The sequence below is a fragment of the Hydrogenophaga sp. genome, assembly GCF_048549895.1.
Taxonomy (GTDB): Bacteria; Pseudomonadota; Gammaproteobacteria; order Burkholderiales; family Burkholderiaceae_C; genus Hydrogenophaga.
This window is the reverse complement of record NZ_JBLYYB010000179.1, coordinates 14642-30252: the sequence shown is the minus strand read 5'-3', so window position 1 is coordinate 30252 and position 15611 is coordinate 14642. Positions and strand designations below refer to the sequence as shown.

Genomic DNA, 15611 nt, shown 5'->3' with positions numbered 1-15611 from the left:
TGGGCGATCTGGCCCTCGGTGTAGCCGAAGAGGGTGTTGCCCATGGTTCAGCGCTCCATCCGATGGGCGGTCAGGTCTCGGTAGGCGTGCCAGCTCGCGTGGGCCAGCAGCGGGATCAGCACGATCAGGCCCAGCAAGGCGGTGAGCATGCCCAGCCCGACCAGCAAGGCGATCACCACCGCCCACAGCACCATGGGCCCGGGGTGGCTGGCCACAGCGCGCCAGCTCTCGGCCACCGCCTCCATCACCGAGGCTCGGGTGTCCACCAGCATGGGCAGCGCCACCACGGTGGATGCGAACACGGGGGCAGCCAGCAAGGCGCCGAGCAGCAACCACACCTCGAACAAGCCAATCTCGCGCACCAGCACCACGTAACGCAAGAAATCCACCGGCTTGAGGATGGGCACGGGCGACCACAGCGTGATCAGCCCGGCCGAGGTGAGCACCCAGCCTGTGCCAGCCAGGCCGAGCAGCAGACCAAATTTCACCAGCCGGCCGTCACCCGAGCGCCAAAGCGCAACCACGTCCCCCAGGCCGGCGCTGCGCTGTCGGCTGACTTGGTACAGGCCTGTGGCCAGGATGGGCGCGACGATGAGAAAGCCCGAGAAGGCGCCGGCCAGCAGCCAGAACTGGTCGCGCGCGGCCCAGAGCAGCAGCCAGCCAAAGGCGGTGAGCAGCAGTCCGTGAACCAGGCCTGGCAAGGGGTTGCGCCGCAGATCGGCCCAGCCCAGCGCCAGCCATCGCCAGGGCGAATGCAGCGTGACGGACCGCGCGGGCGGTGGAGAGGAGTCGATCATGTGGGGCGGTTATACGCCCCGCGCCCCACTGTAGGACTGATGCAGATCAAGCTTTTGAGCGCTCAGGCGGCGGCCTGCACCAGCGTGCGTGTGTAGGGATGCTCGGGCGCTCGAAGCACCTGCTCCACCGGGCCGCTTTCAACCACCGCCCCGTCCTTCATCACGATGACGTGGTGCGCCATGGCCTGGATCACGTCCACGTCGTGCGTGATCAGCAGATAGCTCAGGCCGCGCTCGCGTTGCAGGCGCTGCAGCAAGGCCAGCACCTGCTTTTGCACCGTCACGTCCAGCGCGCTCGTGGGCTCGTCGAGCACGAGCAACTGCGGGTCGATGATGAGCGCACGCGCAATCGCCAGGCGCTGGCGTTGCCCGCCCGAAAACTCGTGCGGGTAACGCTGCAGCCAGTCGCCGCCGCGCCGGGGGTCGTCGACCAGGCCCACGTCGGCCAGGGCCTTGACCACACGTTCGCGGCGTTGCGCCACCGAGAGACCTGGCTGGTGCACCAGCAGGCCCTCGCCCACGATCTGCTCGATCGTCATGCGCGGCGAGAGCGACGAAAACGGGTCCTGGAAGACAACCTGCACCCGCTGGCGCAGCGCCCTGCCCTGGCCGTTCTTGTTGGCTTGTGCCCAGTCCGAGCCGGTGACTTGCAAACTGCCCTGGTGGGACAACAAACCCAGCGCGGCCAAGGCCAGCGTCGACTTGCCGGAGCCCGACTCACCAATGACGCCCAGGGTCTGGCCGGGCGCCACGTCCAGGTCGGCGCCTTGCACCGCGACGAATTCACCCTTCTTGAACCAGCCGCGCAGCCCAGGCAGCGGAACGGGATAACTCACGCGCAGGCCACGCGCTTGCAGCACTGGCGTGGCGTCGGGGGCGGGCGGCGCAGCCGGCGCCACGTCGCGCTCGGGTTTGCTGGCGAGCAGCATCTGGGTGTAGGCGTGTTGGGGCGCGGCAAACACGTCGGGCACCCCGCCCTGCTCCACCAAGTGACCTTGCTCCATCACGGCCACACGGTCGGCGAAGCGGCGGACCAGGTTCAGGTCGTGCGTGATCAGCAGCACCGCCATGCCGTGTTGGCGCTGCAGGTCGGCCAGCAAATCAAGGATCTGGCCACGCAGGCTCACGTCGAGCGCGGTGGTGGGCTCGTCGGCCAGCAACAACTTGGGCGCGCTGGCCAGCGCCATGGCGATCATGGCGCGCTGGCGCTGGCCGCCGCTGAGCTGGTGCGGAAATGCGTTGGCGCGGCGCGCCGGCTCAGGGATGCCGGTGGAGGCCAGCAGCTCGATGGTGGACGCCAGCGCCTGCCGCGGTGTGAGGCCTTTTTTCAGCTGCAACACCTCGCCGATCTGGTCGCCCACGGTGTAGAGCGGGTTCAGCGCCGTCATGGGCTCCTGGAAGATGATGGCCACCTCATCGCCGCGCACGCCACGCAGCTGGTGCTCGGTCATCTGCAGCAGATCGCGGCCGTTGAGCAGCGCCGAGCCGCTCACGCCGGCGTTGTGCACCAGGCGCAGCAGCGAGAGCGCGGACACCGTCTTGCCCGAGCCGGACTCGCCCACCAACGCGAGCTTTTCGCCGGCCTTGATGGAAAAGTCGATGCCATGCACGACGGCTTGGCCGCCGAACGACACGCGCAGACCCTTGACTTCGAGGAGCATGGAGGTCGTCATTTGTCCGCTTTCCGCGGGTCCAACGCATCGCGCAACGCATCACCCATGAAGGTCAGCAGCAGCAGCGTGATGACCAGCACCGCAAAGGTGGAGAGTGAGATCCACCACGCGTCGATGTTGTTCTTGCCCTGGCTGAGCAGCTCGCCCAGCGATGGCGTGCCGGGCGGCACACCCAGGCCAAGAAAATCGAGCGAGGTGAGCGCCAGGATGGCCGCGCTCATGCGAAACGGCAGGAAGGTCACCACCGGCGTGAGGCTGTTGGGCAGCACGTGGCGCCAGATGATCTGCCAGTTGGACAGGCCGAGCGCTCGCGCGGCGCGCACGTAGTCCAGCTGGCGGTTGCGCAGGAACTCGGCGCGCACGTAGTCACTCAGGCCCATCCAGCCGAACAGGCTGAGCAGGATCAGCAGCAGGCTGATGCTGGGCGCAAACACGGCTGAGAAGATGATGAGCAAATACAGCTCGGGCATGGAGCCCCAGATTTCGATGAAGCGCTGAAAGGCCAGGTCGGTTTTGCCGCCGAAGAAACCCTGGATGGCGCCGGTGACCACACCCAGCAGCACGCCGATCACGGTGAGCGCCAGCGCGAACAACACGCTGACACGAAAGCCGTAGATCAGTTGCGCCAGCAGGTCACGGCCACGGTCGTCGGTGCCGAACAGGTTGTCCAACGTCGGCGGCGAAGGATTGGGCAGCTTGGCGAAGTAGTTCAGCGTTTGCGGGCCGTACGGATTGGGTGCGTAGATGGCCCAGTTGTCGCCTTTGGTGAGCTGTTCGCGGATGAAGGGGTCGAGGTAATCGGTGGTGGTGTCGAAGTCGCCACCAAACACCGTCTCCGCATAGTCCTTCACCATGGGGAAATAGGTCGTGCCCTCGTAGCGCACGACCAAGGGCCGGTCGTTCGACAGCACCTCGGCAAACAAACTGCCCACCACCAGCAGGCAGAACAGCACCAGGCTCCAATAGCCCAGGCGGTTGCGCTTGAAGCGGCGCCAGGCGCGCGCACTCGGAGACAACGACGGTGTCACGGCTTCAGTCGAACTTGACACGCGGGTCCACCCAGACATAACAAAGGTCGGAAATCAGCTTGGTCACCAGGCCAATCAGCGTGAAGAAAAACAGCGTGCCGAGCACGACGGGATAGTCGCGCCGGATCACACTCTCGTAGCTCAGCAGACCCAGACCATCGAGCGAGAACAGCGTCTCGATGAGCAAGGAGCCGGCGAAGAAGGCCCCGATGAAAGCCGAGGGAAACCCGGTGACGATGGGGATGAGCGCGTTGCGGAAAATGTGCTTCCACAGCACCTGCCGCTCGCTCAGGCCCTTGGCGCGCGCGGTCATCACGTACTGCTTGCGGATCTCTTCCAGAAACGCGTTTTTGGTCAGCATGGCCGTGACGGCAAAGCTGCCGAGCACCATGGCTGTGACGGGCAAGGTGATGTGCCAGAGGTAGTCAACGATGCGCGCGCCCCAGCTGAGTTCTTCCCAGTTGGAGGAGGTCAGCCCACGCAGCGGGAACCACTGCAACTGCCCGCCAAAGATCACCAGCAGCGCCACGCCCAGCACGAAGCCGGGGATGGCGTAACCGATGAGCACGAGCAAGGTGGTGACCAGATCAAAGCGCGAACCGGCACGTACCGCCTTGGCCACGCCCAGCGGGACGGCCACGCCGTAGCTGATGAGGAAGGTCCACAGGCCCAGCGTGATGGAGACCGGCAGCTTCTCCATGATGAGTTCGGACACCGCCTTGTTCTGGAAAAAGCTGGTGCCCAGGTCGAAGCGCGCGAACTGGCCGAGCATCTGGAAGAAGCGTTCGTGCGCCGGTTTGTCGAACCCGTAGAGGGCCTTGATCTGCTCGATGCGCTTGGGGTCCACGCCCTGGGCACCGCGGTAGACCGAGCCGCCTTCGGCGTCCGCTGCGCCGGCCCCCGCCCTGGCCTCCGCGAGGTACTGGTCCACCGGCCCACCTGGCACGAACTGGATCACCACGAAGGTCAGCAGCAACACCCCGAACAGCGTCGGGATCATGAGCAGCAGGCGTTTGAGGATGTAGACCCACATGGCGTGTCAGTTCCTTTGAGCCTGGGCAGCCCACCAGGTGTCGATGGCCCAGACTTCACCGGATGCGTACGGAGGCATTTTGTCCGGCCTGGCCAGTCGCCAGGCGTTGTAAGCCATGCGGTGCGTTGTGGCCGACCACTGCGGGATCAGCACATGGCTGTGGGTGATGGCGCGGTCGAGCGCGCGGCAGGCCGCCAGGAACTCGGGTTGTGTGGGCGCTTCGATCATGCGTTCGATCAAAGCGTCCACCGCTGGGTTGGCGGTGCCGGTGTGGTTGCCGGAGTCTTCGGTCTTGGCGGCCGCGCTGCCGAACAGGTCGGCATACTCGGCGCCCGGGTTGTTGGTGCCGCCGTAGGCCAGCGACACGATGTCGAAATCGAAGCTGCGCAGGCGCTGCTGGTACAGCGCGAAATCAACCGGGCGGAATTTCAACTCGACGCCGAGTTTGGTCAGGTTGCGGATCCAGGGCGTGACCACGCGGGCACCGGTCTCGTTGCTGTCGAGGTATTCGAGCACCATGGGTTTGCCTTGCGCGTTGCGCAACTGGCCACCTTGCACTGTCCAGCCGGCCTCGCGCAACAAGGCCTGCGCGCGCTTGAGGTTGCCGCGCAAGGAATTCGACCCATCGGTGCGCGGCGCCGCGTACACGGGGCCGAACACCGCCGGCGGCAACTGCTTGCGCCAAGGCTCCAGCAAGGCCAGCTCCTCGGGGGATGGTGTGCCCTGCGGCGAACAATCGGTGTTGCCGAACAGGCCCTGCACGCGCTGGTAAGCGTTGTAGAACATCTGGCGGTTCATCCACTCGTAGTCCATCGCCAGGCCGAGCGCCTCGCGCACGCGAATGTCGTCCAGCGGCGGGCGGCGCGTGTTGAGCACATAGCTCTGAAAGCCGGTGGGCAGGCGGTGGGTGAACTCGCCCTTGACGAGTTCACCGGTGTCGAAGCGTTTGCCGTTGACGCGGCGCGCCCAGTCACCCGCCGAGAAGAAACGCATGAGGTCGAACTCGCCCGCCTTGAGTGCTTCGAGCTTGGCGGTGTTGTCCTTGTAGATCTTGACGACGATGCGATCGAAGTTGGCCGTGCCACGGCGCACCGGCAAATCGCGCGCCCAGTAGGCTGCGTCGCGCACGTAGGTGATGTCCTTGCCGAACTGCACCGGGCCAATTTTGTAGGGCCCGCTGCCGATGGGGATGTCTGTGACGACCTGGTCGAAGGTCTTGCGCTGGCCAGTCTTGGGGTCCACCGCATTGCCCCACGCTCGGCTGAACACCGGCAGCCCACCCACGGTCAGCGGCAGTTCGCGGTTGGGCTTCTTGAAGCGGTAACGCACCACTCTTTCGCCCAACACATCCAGCCCGGCCACGTCCTGCAGCACGGTCTTGAAGGCCGGCGAGGTGTGCGGGCCCATGAGCGTATCGAAGCTGTGCTTCACGTCCGCGGCGAGCACCGGGTCGCCGTTGTGGAATCGCGCGGTCTCGCGCAGCTTGAAGGTGACCGACAAGCCATCGGGCGCGGTGCTCACGTCCTCAGCCAGCAAACCGTAGGCCGCACCGTTCTCATCCAGCGCGCCGGTGAGCAACGAGTCGAACATCAGGTCCGACAAGTACGCCGGAGCGCTGCCACGCAATGTGAACGGGTTGTACTTGTCGAAGGTGGACAGCCGCAGGTTGCTCACCAGCCGCAATTCACCGCCTTTGGACGCGGTGGGGTTGACGTAGTCGAAGTGGGTGAAGCCGTCGGGGTACTTGAGCTGGCCCCACAGCGCGTAGCCGTGAGCGGCCCAACCGGGCGGGCTACACAGCACCAGCAACGCGGCCAGGGACGTCAGGACGAGTCGGTGGCCGGGGCGGATGCGGGAGAGGTGCATGCGACAATTCTGAAGGATTTTTCATTGGAGACAGAAACATGGGTTTTCTCACTGGCAAGAAATTGCTGATCACGGGCGTGCTGTCCAACCGGTCCATCGCCTACGGCATCGCCAGGGCCTGCCATCAACAGGGCGCCGAACTCGCGTTCAGCTACGTTGGCGAGCGCTTCAAGGACCGCATCACCGAGTTCGCCGCCGACTTCGACTCCAAGCTCATCTTTGATTGCGACGTGGGCGACGATGCGCAGATCGACAAGCTGTTTGCCGACCTCGCGCTGGTGTGGCCCAAGTTCGACGGCTTCGTGCACAGCATCGGCTTTGCCCCGCGCGAAGCCATTGCCGGCGACTTTCTGGATGGTCTGACCCGCGAGAACTTCCGCATCGCGCACGACATCAGCGCCTACAGCTTCCCGGCCATGGCCAAGGCGGCGCTGCCCATGCTCAACGAGAAGTCGGCCCTGCTCACCCTCACTTACCTCGGCGCCTTGCGCGCTGTGCCCAACTACAACACCATGGGCCTGGCCAAGGCCAGCCTGGAAGCGTCGGTGCGCTACCTCGCCGAATCGCTCGGCCCCAAGGGCATGCGCGTCAACGGCATCAGCGCCGGCCCCATCAAGACGCTGGCGGCCAGCGGCATCAAGGATTTCGGCAAGCTGCTGGGCATGGTGGCCAGTGCGTCGCCGATCCGCCGCAACGTGACGATTGAAGACGTGGGCAACGTGGCCGCGTTTTTGCTGAGTGATCTGGCCGGTGGCGTGACCGCCGAGATCACCTACGTGGACGGCGGCTACAGCCACACCACGGGCGTGAGCCGAGACAGCGACGCGTTGAGCTGAGTCCTTTCCTCTTGGGGGTGCGTCATGAAGCGACGCAATCTGCTTGGCTGGTTGGGCCTGCTCGGGGTCGGCCTGCCCGGCGCTTCGCGGGCAGGCGACGCTCCCGCCCTGATGCTCGCCAACATCTATCGGCCCGGCGCATCGCTGCACCAGTACTGGTTGAGTGAAAAATTCGACGGCCTGCGCGGCTTCTGGGACGGGCAACGACTGCTGACACGCGGCGGTGAAGTCATCGCTGCACCCGCCTGGTTCACCGCCGGCTGGCCCGCCGAACCCATGGACGGTGAGCTCTGGATCGGTCGGGGCCGTTTTGAAGAGACGCTCTCCACGGTGCGCAGGCAAACCCCCGAAGACGATGCGTGGCGGCGCCTGCACTTCATGGTGTTCGACCTGCCCGCACACCCCGGGCGCTTCACCGAACGCATCGCGGCGTACCAGACGCTGGTGCAGCAACTCAATCAACCCTGGGTGCAGGCGGTCCCGCAAGAGCGCGTGACCAGCCACGCCGAGCTCATGGCGCGGCTGGATCGCATGGTGAAAGCCGGCGGTGAGGGGCTGATGCTGCACCGGGGCGATTCGTTTTACCGCGCCGAACGCAGCGACGACCTGCTGAAGGTGAAGACCCACGAAGACGCCGAAGCCCGCGTGCTGCAGCAGCTGCCTGGCCAGGGCCGCCACGCGGGCCGCATGGGCGCATTGCTGGTTGAAACCCACGAAGGTGCGCGGTTCCGCCTGGGCACCGGCTTCACCGATGCCCAGCGAGACCACCCACCCGCCGTGGGCGAATGGGTGACCTACCGTTTTCGTGGCGTCAACGAGAGCGGTGTGCCACGCTTTGCCAGCTTCGTGCGGCTGCTGCGCCCCGACGCGCAGCGCTGAACCGCGTCAGACCTTCACGCAGTCGGCGAAGTAGCGCTTCTTGCCGTCGTCGCCCACCATCTCCACGAGGCCGTGGATGTCGGTCTCGAAGCCCGGGCACTGGGCGTTGAATTCGCGCGCGAACTTGAGGTAGTCCACGATCTTCTTGTTGAACACCTCGCCCGGGATCAGCAGCGGGATCCCCGGCGGGTATGGCGTCACCAGGCTGGTGGTGATGCGGCCTTCGAGCTCGTCGATCGGCACACGCTCGGTGGTGCGCTGCGCGATGTGCGCGAACGCATCGGTCGGCTTCATGGCCGGGGTGAGGTCGCTCAGGTACATCTCGGTCGTGAGGCGCGCGATGTCGTAGCGGGCGTAGAGCTCGTGCACGTGCTGGCACAGGTCGCGCAGGCCCATCTGTTCGTAGCGCGGGTGTTTCTGGCAGAACTCCGGCAGGATGCGCCACATCGGCTGGTTCTTGGCGTAGTCGTCCTTGAACTGCTGCAGCGCGGTCAGCAGCGTGTTCCAGCGGCCCTTGGTGATGCCGATGGTGAACATGATGAAGAAGCTGTAGAGGCCGGTCTTCTCCACCACCACACCGTGCTCGGCGAGGAACTTGGTGACGATCGACGCGGGGATGCCTTCGGGCTCGAATCGGCCGTCCAGGTTCAGGCCCGGCGTGACGATGGTGGCCTTGATCGGGTCGAGCATGTTGAAGCCCGGCGCCATGTCGCCAAAGCCGTGCCACTCCTTGGCCGTGGCCTGCGAGCCCGCCGGGTCGGGGTTGAGCACCCAGTCGATGGCCTCGCCCATGCCCTCTTCGGCCAGATCGTCGGGGCCCCAGACCTTGAACCACCAGTCCTCGTCGCCGAACTCGGCGTCGATCTTGCGCATGGCGCGGCGGAAATCGAGCGCTTCAAAAATGCTCTCTTCCACCAGCGCCTTGCCACCGGGCGGCTCCATCATGGCCGCGGCCACGTCGCAGCTGGCGATGATGGCGTACTGCGGGCTGGTGCTGGTGTGCATCAGGTAGGCCTCGTTGAAGAGGTGGCGGTCGAGCTTGACGTTTTGCGAATCCTGCACAAGCACATGGCTGGCCTGGCTGATGCCGGCGAGCAGCTTGTGGATGGACTGCGTGGCGTACACCACCGACTCCATGGGGCGTACGCGCTTCTTGCCCATGGCGTGGAAGTTGCCGTAGAACGGGTGAAAGGCCGCGTGCGGCAACCAGGCTTCGTCAAAGTGCAGGTTGGCCACGTAACCGTCGAGCATCTGCTTGATGGCTTCGGTGTTGTAGAGCACACCGTCGTAGGTGGACTGGGTGAGCGTGAGCACGCGCGGCCTGACCGCGTCGGCGTCCACACCGGCCAGCAGCGGGTTGGCGCGGATCTTGGCCTTGATGGCGTCGATCTCGAACTCGCTCTGCGGAATCGGGCCGATGATGCCGTAGTGGTTGCGCGTGGGCTTCAGAAACACGGGAATGGCGCCCGTCATGATGATGCTGTGCAGGATGGACTTGTGGCAGTTGCGGTCCACCACCACCACGTCGCCCGGCGCCACCGTGTGGTGCCAGACCATCTTGTTGCTGGTGCTGGTGCCGTTGGTCACGAAGAAGCAGTGGTCGGCGTTGAAAATGCGAGCAGCATTGCGCTCGCTCGCACCGATGGCGCCGTTGTGGTCGAGCAGCTGGCCCAGCTCTTCCACCGCGTTGCACACGTCGGCGCGCAGCATGTTTTCGCCGAAGAACTGGTGGAACATCTGACCCACCGGGCTTTTGAGAAAAGCCACGCCACCCGAATGGCCCGGGCAGTGCCACGAATACGAGCCGTCTTCCGCATAGTCCAGCAGCGCCTTGAAAAACGGCGGCTGGATGCCTTCGAGGTAACTCTTGGCTTCGCGGATGATGTGGCGCGCCACGAACTCCGGCGTGTCCTCGAACATGTGGATGAAGCCGTGCAGCTCGCGCAGGATGTCGTTGGGCAAATGCCGGCTGGTCTTGGTTTCGCCGTAAATGTAGATCGGCACATCGGAGTTCTTGCGCCGAACCTCGTCGATGAAGTTGCGCAGGTTCAGCACCACCGGATCGAGGTCGGCGCCGTGGCTGAATTCTTCGTCGTCGATCGACAGGATGAACGCGCTGGCCCGGCTCTGCTGCTGGGCGAACTGGCTCATGTCGCCGTAGCTCGTGACCCCGACCACCTCGAAGCCCTCGACTTCAATGGCCTGAGCCAACGCGCGGATGCCCAGACCCGAGGTGTTTTCGGAGCGGAAGTCCTCGTCGATGATGACGATGGGAAAGCGGAATTTCATGAAGTTCTCCAGCCGCACGGGCGGCCATCGGGCAAAAGGGAGCGGGTGGTGGGAGCGCGTGGTGCGCGTGCCATCAAGGGCAAAGCAGGCGCGAAGTGTACGGACAACGTGTGTCCGGGTCCGGGTGGCGCCGCGCATTTGCCGCAAAATGTGGCGTTGGTCAGACAAACGCCACCCTCTGCCCCGGCAGAGCGGTCGGCACCCCGGCCAGACCCATCGATTCAAGCAACGGGAGCGTGCATGTCGGATTCAACATTGTGGTGGCTGCTGGCGGGTTCCACCGTCGCACTTGAGCTGTTCACCGGCACCTTTTACCTGCTCATGCTGGCTGTGGGCATGGCCGCAGGCGCACTGGCCGCCCACGCCGGCCTGGGGCTGGTGGAACAACTGATCGTTGCAGCCCTCACGGGCTCGGCGCTGGTGGTGGCCTGGTACTTCGTCAAGAAGCGCCGCGACGGCGACCCCTCGGTGCGCTCACTGCGCAGCGTCAACCTTGACGTGGGCGAGGTCCTGCAGATCGACGAATGGAACCCCGACGGCACCGCCAGCGTCAAGTACCGGGGTGCGCAATGGACCGTGATCCACCGCCCGGGCAACCCGCCCACGCCGGGCAGCTACCGCGTGGCCGAGCTGGTGGGCAGCCGCCTGCTGGTCGACAAGGTCTGACACCACGCGTTTGTCTGCGCCTGCGCCCACTTCCCTTTCTTTTCACCCTCACAGAGAACCGCCCGTCATGGAAATCGCCATCCTTCTGCTCATCGTCGCAGCCATCTTCATCACGCGTTCCGTCAAGGTGGTGCCGCAGCAAAACGCCTGGGTGGTCGAGCGCCTGGGCAAGTACCACTCGGCGCTGGCGCCAGGCTTGAACTTCCTCGTGCCCTTCATCGACAAGGTGGCCTACAAACACAGCCTCAAAGAGATCCCGCTGGACGTGCCCAGCCAGGTCTGCATCACGCGCGACAACACCCAGCTGCAGGTCGACGGCATCCTGTATTTCCAGGTCACCGACCCGATGCGCGCCAGCTACGGCTCGTCCAACTACATCGTCGCCGTGACCCAGCTCGCCCAGACCTCGCTGCGTTCGGTCATCGGCAAGCTGGAGCTCGACAAGACGTTCGAGGAGCGCGACATCATCAACGCCCAGGTGGTGCACGCCATCGACGAAGCCGCGCTGAACTGGGGTGTGAAGGTGCTGCGTTACGAGATCAAGGACCTCACGCCGCCCAAGGAAATCCTGCTGGCCATGCAGGCGCAGATCACCGCCGAGCGCGAGAAGCGCGCACTGATTGCCGCCTCCGAAGGCCGTCGCCAGGAGCAGATCAACATCGCCACCGGCGAACGCGAGGCCTTCATCGCCCGCTCCGAAGGCGAGAAGCAGGCCGAGATCAACAACGCGCAAGGTGAAGCCTCGGCCATCCTGGCGGTGGCCGAGGCCACGGCCGAAGCCATTCGCGTGGTGGCCGAAGCGATCCGCCAGCCGGGTGGCCAGGAGGCCGTGCAGCTCAAGGTGGCCGAGCGCGCCGTGGACGCCTACAGCAAGGTCGCGGCCGATGCCACCACCACGCTCATCGTGCCGAGCAACATGACCGAGGTGTCCGCCCTCATCGCGTCCGCCATGAAGATGGTTGGCGCCACCAGGACCCAGTGATCCTTCCCCCGATCGAGACGACCATGACCATCGCCCGCAACGTTCTTGGCACCGAGCTGCTGCCCTGCTCTTACGACCCGCTCACCGGCTTTTACCGGGACGGCTGCTGCGAGACCGGCCCCGATGACCACGGCACCCACGTGGTGTGCGCGCGGGTCACAGCGCCGTTTCTCGAGTTTTCGCGCGCGCACGGAAACGACCTGAGCACCCCACGGCCCGAGTGGCGGTTCGCTGGCCTCAAAGCTGGCGACCGCTGGTGCCTGTGCGTGCAGCGCTGGCTCGAAGCCTTGCAAGCCGGCGTTGCACCACCGGTGGTGCTGGAAGCCACGCACGCGAGCACGCTTCAATACGTGAAGCTGGAGGTCTTGCAGCAGCACGCATGGCACAAGACCGCCGACGGCAGCGCGTCCACCTGAGCCGGGTGTCGAGGCTGCTACAATCGCGGGCTTCACGGAGAGGTGGATGAGCGGTTTAAGTCGCACGCCTGGAAAGCGTGTGTGGGCTAATACCCACCGCGGGTTCGAATCCCGCCCTCTCCGCCAAAAATGAGTCCCAGCGCCTGCCAAGGCGTCTCGACAGACCACCCGAATGCCCCGGTTCACCCAGTGAACCGGGGCATTTTTGTTTTCAGGCGCCTGTGAGCGCCGGTCACCGCGTCATTTGGAGAACGATGCGGTTTCTTCAGGCGCAAATTCGGAACGCAAGGCAGCCCCGTGTGCATCCAGTGCCGGTGCGTCCTTGTAGCGCTCGTCATCCCATTCTGTGATCCAGGGAAGCGCGGGCACTTCCGCCATGTGGCCGTTGACGCGCATGCGGCGGATGCGCAGTTGCGGGTGGGTGATCAGGTCTTGTACCGAATTGACACTGCCAAAGGCGGTTTTGGCCGTGGTCAGCCGATCAATGGCCTGCGCGGACGTCATGCCCGCGAACACTTCCGCCACGGTCCCGTCGACGACCGAGCGGTTGGCCACGCGTACCGCGTTGGTGCGAAACCTTGGATCGGCGGGCAGGTCCGGGCGCTTCAGCACCTCGCGGCAAAAATCCACCCACTCGCGTTCGTTCTGTATGGACACCAGGATGTCGCGCCCATCGGCACAGGTGAACGCGCCGTAAGGTGCAATCGAGGGGTGCTTCAGGCCCACCCGCTCCGGCGCCTTGCCGCCGTGGCGCGCCTGCAGGAGCGGCACGCCCATGAGTTCGGCGGCGGAATCGAACAGCGATACCTTGATGCCCGAGCCCCGGCTGGTGCGTTCGCGCATGAGCAGCGCCTGCTGGATGCCGATGACCGCGTTCATGCCGGCGGTGATGTCGCACAGCGACACCCCGATGCGCCCCCATTCACCCGGCGCACCGCTGATGGAGACCAGACCACTCTCGGCCTGGATGAGCAGGTCGTAGGCCTTCATCAGTTGCAGGCTTCCGTGGTCTCCATAGCCCGAGATGTCGCACGTGATCAGGCGCGGGTGGCGCTGTCGCAGCGCATCGGAGCCGATGCCCAGCCTCGTGGTGGCGCCGGGCGCCAGATTCTGGATGAAGACATCGGCGCGCACCAGCATTCGCTGGAGCAACTCAAGCTCTGCGGGGCGCTTGAGGTCCAGCGCGATCGACTCCTTCCCCCGGTTGATCCACACAAAGTACGACGATTCGCCGTGCACGGCGTGGTCGTAACCACGGGCGAAGTCACCCTCGGGGCGCTCAACCTTGATGACCCGGGCGCCGGCGTCTCCCAGGCGGCTGGTGCACCAGGGCGCGGCCACCGCCTGCTCCAGGGCCACCACAAGGATGCCGTCCAGCGGCTTGGCTGTCGTTTGTCCGCTCATGGGCGCTCCATGGTTCAGCCGTGGTGGTGGACCACGGTCTTGACGGTGCTCATCTCTTCGAGGGCAATGAAGCCCTTCTCGCGCCCATGGCCGCTGCGTTTGGTGCCGCCGAAAGGCAGCTCGATGCCGCCGCCCGCGCCATAGCAATTGATGAACATCTGCCCGGTCTTGATGCGCTTGGCCATGCGCGCCTGGCGATCACCGTCGCGTGTCCACACGCTGGCCACCAGGCCGTACTCCGTGCCGTTGGCAATGCGAACCGCGTCTTCCTCGTCATCAAAGGGGATGGCGGCGAGCACCGGACCAAAGACTTCCTCCTGGGCCAGCCGCGAGGACGGATCCACCGGGCCAAACACCGTGGGAGCCACGAACTGCCCGCCCTGGGGCAGCGTGGTGGGCAACGCCGTCTGCACCATCACGGGCACCCCTGCGCTGGCGTTCTCTTCCACATAGCGCAGCACCCGCTCGCGCTGGCGTGCGTTGATGACCGGTCCCAGATCGGGGTCCTGGTCCGGCGTACCGACGCGAAGCGCCCGAAACTTGGCGTTCACCTGTGCCATGAAGCTGTCGAAAATGCCGCGCTCCACCAGCACCCGACTGCCCGCGGAGCAGGTCTGGCCGGTGTTCTGGGTGATGGCCTTGACCACCGTGGTGGCGGCCTTCTCCAGATCGGCGTCGGCAAACACCACCTGGGGCGATTTGCCGCCCAGCTCCAGCACCACCGGCACGTAGTTTTTTGCTGCAGCCGCTTGCACCTGTTCACCCGCCTGGGGTGAGCCGGTGAAGGTGATGAAGTCGATGCCGCGGTGCCCCGAGAGCGCAGCGCCGGCCTCCGGCCCGATGCCCGTGACGACGTTGATGCTGCCGGGCGGAAACCCCACCTCGTGCGCCAGCTGCGCCACCTCAAGACAGCTCAGGCACGCTTCCTCGGAAGGTTTGAGCACGGTGGCATTGCCCATGGCCAGCGCGGGTGCCAGTGTGCGGCCAAACATCTGGGCCGGGTAGTTCCACGGAATGATGTGGCCGGTGACGCCGTGCGGTTCGCGCACGAGCTTGACGTCGTAGCCGGCGAGAAACGGGATGGTCTGGCCATGCACCTTGTCGGCAGCCCCGCCATAGAACTCGAAATAGCGCACCAGGGCCTGAAGATCGTTGCGCGCCACGGTGATGGGTTTGCCGGTGTCGTGAGCCTCCACCCAGGACAGCCGCTCGGCCTCGTCGCTCACGCGCTGGGCCAGCTTCATGAGCAGACGCCCGCGCTCGGTGGGGGTCATGCGGCCCCAGGGGCCGTCCAGCGCGGCGCGCGCAGCGGCCACCGCCAGGTCCATCTCGCGCTGCCCGCCGCGCGCCAGGTTGCCGATGAGCTGGCCAGTGGCCGGCGCCAGCGTCGGCACGGTGCGCGCATCGAGCGAGTCGATCCACTGGCCGTCGATGAAGTGGCGGTGAGTCTGGGCCACGATGGCTCCGGTGTGCGCAAAGCTGAGCCGGCCGGGCACGGCGTGGATGGTGGCGATGGTGGTCATGGTGTGGTCTCCGTCGGGTGTTCTGCAATGCGGTCATTGTGGGAACCGCCGTCACGGGCCGGAATTGCTTTTGTTCGAAGCGTGCATTGCCGAGCCCGCAACACGTCCGTTGCGTCGGGCTTAACTCTGCTTTGCCCACTTCGAAATGGGCGAACACCCACCATCGGCCCGACACTGCAGCGGCATTGGCCCAAGACCGTCCAGGTCATCACTACACAG

Annotated in this window: 13 protein-coding genes and 1 tRNA gene; 6 read left to right on the top strand and 8 right to left on the bottom strand. The window is 65.4% G+C overall.

The features are described from left to right. Positions 1–47: 47 nt before the first annotated feature. The 5 genes from ACN4F8_RS17270 to ACN4F8_RS17250 all read right to left on the bottom strand — a co-directional run bounded on the left by ACN4F8_RS17270 (position 48) and on the right by ACN4F8_RS17250 (position 6397). Complete coding sequence (locus ACN4F8_RS17270) at positions 48–797, bottom strand: DUF2189 domain-containing protein (protein WP_419474696.1); 750 nt, start codon at positions 795–797, stop codon at positions 48–50. Between the two features lie 62 nt (positions 798–859). After that, positions 860–2470: an ABC transporter ATP-binding protein gene (locus tag ACN4F8_RS17265; protein ID WP_419474695.1), complete on the bottom strand. Its 1611-nt coding sequence runs from the start codon at positions 2468–2470 to the stop codon at positions 860–862. Next, positions 2467–3537 carry an ABC transporter permease gene (locus tag ACN4F8_RS17260; RefSeq protein WP_419474694.1) on the bottom strand — a complete coding sequence of 357 codons (1071 nt, stop codon included), beginning with the start codon at positions 3535–3537 and terminating at the stop codon, positions 2467–2469. The genes ACN4F8_RS17265 and ACN4F8_RS17260 overlap by 4 nt, the downstream gene beginning before the upstream one ends. Beyond that, positions 3503–4531 carry a microcin C ABC transporter permease YejB gene (locus ACN4F8_RS17255; RefSeq protein WP_419474693.1) on the bottom strand — a complete coding sequence of 343 codons (1029 nt, stop codon included), beginning with the start codon at positions 4529–4531 and terminating at the stop codon, positions 3503–3505. The genes ACN4F8_RS17260 and ACN4F8_RS17255 overlap by 35 nt, the downstream gene beginning before the upstream one ends. Positions 4532–4537: 6 nt before the next feature. Then, complete coding sequence (locus tag ACN4F8_RS17250; RefSeq protein WP_419474692.1) at positions 4538–6397, bottom strand: extracellular solute-binding protein; 1860 nt, start codon at positions 6395–6397, stop codon at positions 4538–4540. A gap of 38 nt (positions 6398–6435) precedes the next feature. Here ACN4F8_RS17250 and fabI point away from each other — a divergent pair, with 38 nt between their 5' ends. Both fabI and ACN4F8_RS17240 read left to right on the top strand, forming a co-directional pair. Continuing rightward, positions 6436–7233 carry an enoyl-ACP reductase FabI gene (gene fabI, locus ACN4F8_RS17245; RefSeq protein WP_419474691.1) on the top strand — a complete coding sequence of 266 codons (798 nt, stop codon included), beginning with the start codon at positions 6436–6438 and terminating at the stop codon, positions 7231–7233. A 24-nt stretch (positions 7234–7257) separates the two neighbouring features. Further along, the gene (locus ACN4F8_RS17240; RefSeq protein WP_419474690.1) at positions 7258–8112 is read left to right on the top strand and encodes a DNA ligase; all 855 of its coding nucleotides are present in this window, start codon (positions 7258–7260) and stop codon (positions 8110–8112) included. Positions 8113–8118: 6 nt separating this feature from the next. On the opposite strand, the gene ACN4F8_RS17235 is transcribed toward ACN4F8_RS17240, so the two are convergent. Next, the gene (locus tag ACN4F8_RS17235; RefSeq protein ID WP_419474689.1) at positions 8119–10401 is read right to left on the bottom strand and encodes an Orn/Lys/Arg decarboxylase N-terminal domain-containing protein; all 2283 of its coding nucleotides are present in this window, start codon (positions 10399–10401) and stop codon (positions 8119–8121) included. A gap of 240 nt (positions 10402–10641) precedes the next feature. On the opposite strand from ACN4F8_RS17235, the gene ACN4F8_RS17230 reads away from it, so the two are divergent. From ACN4F8_RS17230 to ACN4F8_RS17215, 4 genes are all read left to right on the top strand, one after another. Further along, positions 10642–11067: an NfeD family protein gene (locus ACN4F8_RS17230; RefSeq protein WP_419474688.1), complete on the top strand. Its 426-nt coding sequence runs from the start codon at positions 10642–10644 to the stop codon at positions 11065–11067. Positions 11068–11134: 67 nt separating this feature from the next. Beyond that, positions 11135–12049 carry an SPFH domain-containing protein gene (locus tag ACN4F8_RS17225; RefSeq protein ID WP_419474687.1) on the top strand — a complete coding sequence of 305 codons (915 nt, stop codon included), beginning with the start codon at positions 11135–11137 and terminating at the stop codon, positions 12047–12049. A 23-nt stretch (positions 12050–12072) separates the two neighbouring features. Beyond that, positions 12073–12465: a DUF2237 family protein gene (locus ACN4F8_RS17220; RefSeq protein WP_419474686.1), complete on the top strand. Its 393-nt coding sequence runs from the start codon at positions 12073–12075 to the stop codon at positions 12463–12465. A gap of 36 nt (positions 12466–12501) precedes the next feature. Next, positions 12502–12591, top strand: a tRNA-Ser gene (locus ACN4F8_RS17215). Positions 12592–12705: 114 nt separating this feature from the next. On the opposite strand, the gene ACN4F8_RS17210 is transcribed toward ACN4F8_RS17215, so the two are convergent. Both ACN4F8_RS17210 and ACN4F8_RS17205 read right to left on the bottom strand, forming a co-directional pair. After that, a complete protein-coding gene (locus ACN4F8_RS17210; protein ID WP_419474685.1) occupies positions 12706–13869 on the bottom strand; it encodes a CaiB/BaiF CoA transferase family protein in 1164 nt (387 codons plus the stop codon). Between the two features lie 14 nt (positions 13870–13883). Next, positions 13884–15392: an aldehyde dehydrogenase family protein gene (locus ACN4F8_RS17205; protein ID WP_340080382.1), complete on the bottom strand. Its 1509-nt coding sequence runs from the start codon at positions 15390–15392 to the stop codon at positions 13884–13886. Positions 15393–15611 lie beyond the last annotated feature (219 nt).

Excerpts from the sequence above, each read along its gene's own strand:
- ACN4F8_RS17270 (WP_419474696.1), bottom strand. The coding sequence starts at position 797 with ATGATCGACTCCTCTCCACCGCCCGCGCGGTCCGTCACGCTGCATTCG.
- ACN4F8_RS17265 (WP_419474695.1), bottom strand. The coding sequence starts at position 2,470 with ATGACGACCTCCATGCTCCTCGAAGTCAAGGGTCTGCGCGTGTCGTTC.
- ACN4F8_RS17260 (WP_419474694.1), bottom strand. The coding sequence starts at position 3,537 with ATGTCTGGGTGGACCCGCGTGTCAAGTTCGACTGAAGCCGTGACACCG.
- ACN4F8_RS17255 (WP_419474693.1), bottom strand. The coding sequence starts at position 4,531 with ATGTGGGTCTACATCCTCAAACGCCTGCTGCTCATGATCCCGACGCTG.
- ACN4F8_RS17250 (WP_419474692.1), bottom strand. The coding sequence starts at position 6,397 with ATGCACCTCTCCCGCATCCGCCCCGGCCACCGACTCGTCCTGACGTCC.
- fabI (WP_419474691.1), top strand. The coding sequence starts at position 6,436 with ATGGGTTTTCTCACTGGCAAGAAATTGCTGATCACGGGCGTGCTGTCC.
- ACN4F8_RS17240 (WP_419474690.1), top strand. The coding sequence starts at position 7,258 with ATGAAGCGACGCAATCTGCTTGGCTGGTTGGGCCTGCTCGGGGTCGGC.
- ACN4F8_RS17235 (WP_419474689.1), bottom strand. The coding sequence starts at position 10,401 with ATGAAATTCCGCTTTCCCATCGTCATCATCGACGAGGACTTCCGCTCC.
- ACN4F8_RS17230 (WP_419474688.1), top strand. The coding sequence starts at position 10,642 with ATGTCGGATTCAACATTGTGGTGGCTGCTGGCGGGTTCCACCGTCGCA.
- ACN4F8_RS17225 (WP_419474687.1), top strand. The coding sequence starts at position 11,135 with ATGGAAATCGCCATCCTTCTGCTCATCGTCGCAGCCATCTTCATCACG.
- ACN4F8_RS17220 (WP_419474686.1), top strand. The coding sequence starts at position 12,073 with ATGACCATCGCCCGCAACGTTCTTGGCACCGAGCTGCTGCCCTGCTCT.
- ACN4F8_RS17210 (WP_419474685.1), bottom strand. The coding sequence starts at position 13,869 with ATGAGCGGACAAACGACAGCCAAGCCGCTGGACGGCATCCTTGTGGTG.
- ACN4F8_RS17205 (WP_340080382.1), bottom strand. The coding sequence starts at position 15,392 with ATGACCACCATCGCCACCATCCACGCCGTGCCCGGCCGGCTCAGCTTT.